At 41.5% G+C, this 1165-nt stretch carries 2 protein-coding genes; one reads left to right on the top strand and one right to left on the bottom strand.

The annotated features are described in order from the left end of the window. Nucleotides 1–85, top strand: an 85-nt coding sequence (locus tag R6242_RS22220) for an integrase core domain-containing protein (protein ID WP_318425489.1), incomplete at its 5' end; no start/stop codon positions are given. A gap of 394 nt (nucleotides 86–479) precedes the next feature. On the opposite strand, the gene R6242_RS22215 is transcribed toward R6242_RS22220, so the two are convergent. Further along, complete coding sequence (locus tag R6242_RS22215; RefSeq protein WP_318431075.1) at nucleotides 480–776, bottom strand: hypothetical protein; 297 nt, start codon at nucleotides 774–776, stop codon at nucleotides 480–482. Nucleotides 777–1165 lie beyond the last annotated feature (389 nt).

Genomic DNA, 1165 nt, shown 5'->3' with positions numbered 1-1165 from the left:
ATGGCTTTGGACTTACAATAACGAACGTCCGCATATGGGATTGGGCGGTATCACCCCGAAACAAAAACTGGCATTACATGCCTGACCTCTACTTTTAAGTGCGCTTAAAAATGGGGGGATTACCAGATCACCATCACCTTCGACTATCAGAGCAATACAACTCAAAATTGCATCTCTCATGGCCTGCTCCGATTCACCGTCTACTTCCACTACGAAGAAAATAATATTGTGAGTAAATATTAAGTCATCCCCATCCTTTGCTTGCGCAATCTCTTCATCAGAAGAGCTAATAACCTCAATCATCCCATTAGTAGCAAAGACACCCGCCATAAACTGCTCATCGATAGCCGGTGCATCCCCTTTTATTGACAATTGGCTTGCTTGAAATTTGTGGTGCTGGCCCATGCTGCAAAACAAATGATCTATTACCATTTTGCAGCACCACAATTTGAAAAAAGGATAACAGACGATATCTAGCCTTAGTTGATATTGGTTAAGCGAACGAGGATGTGAGGCATATATAGCTTAGGTTTAAATTTTGAACGGCAAACCGTCAAAATTTGCTCCCAAATATGTTCAGGCATATCACTATCCGCTCCTTCCCCATTCAACTCGGGGTCAACTAACACAACTACATCAGACATGTCTGATGGTTTTTTACCCAAGCAGTGCCATGTAAACTTTGATTTACCATTATTAAGCCAAGTTTGAAACTCAGTATCGGCAAAAAATTCTGGTGCGTTAATTAAGACTGCTTTTGATTCTAAGACTTCCATAACTTGTCCTCTTCTGCACTAGGCAATACCGTTGTAATAAATCTATTAAATTCCAGTCTCAGTACAAATTAACTTTGGAATCGACAAATATTAAAGTGCTTGCTAAGGGAAAAGCTCCGCATGCGGGGCTGTTAGTTCATTAGCTCAGCGTATTTAGTTACAAGGGTCTAGTTTTCCATTACATCACCGGAAAAAGAATGATCTGAGATCACATCATTCTCTCCGGCCTCAGCACAAAAATGGTTCGCACCAATATTATTAATTAATGAGGGCTGCGTCAATCACGGACACCACGCTTTGGGTTTATTTCTAATTTTCTAGCTCAAACTGCTTAGCAAATACCGCTGGTGCCTCGTCGTTCAGACGCGAATGGCGACGGATCCGATTGT

This window comes from Iodobacter sp. CM08 (assembly GCF_033446605.1).
Lineage (GTDB): Bacteria > Pseudomonadota > Gammaproteobacteria > Burkholderiales > Chitinibacteraceae > Iodobacter.
This window is presented reverse-complemented; position numbering and strand designations above follow the sequence as displayed.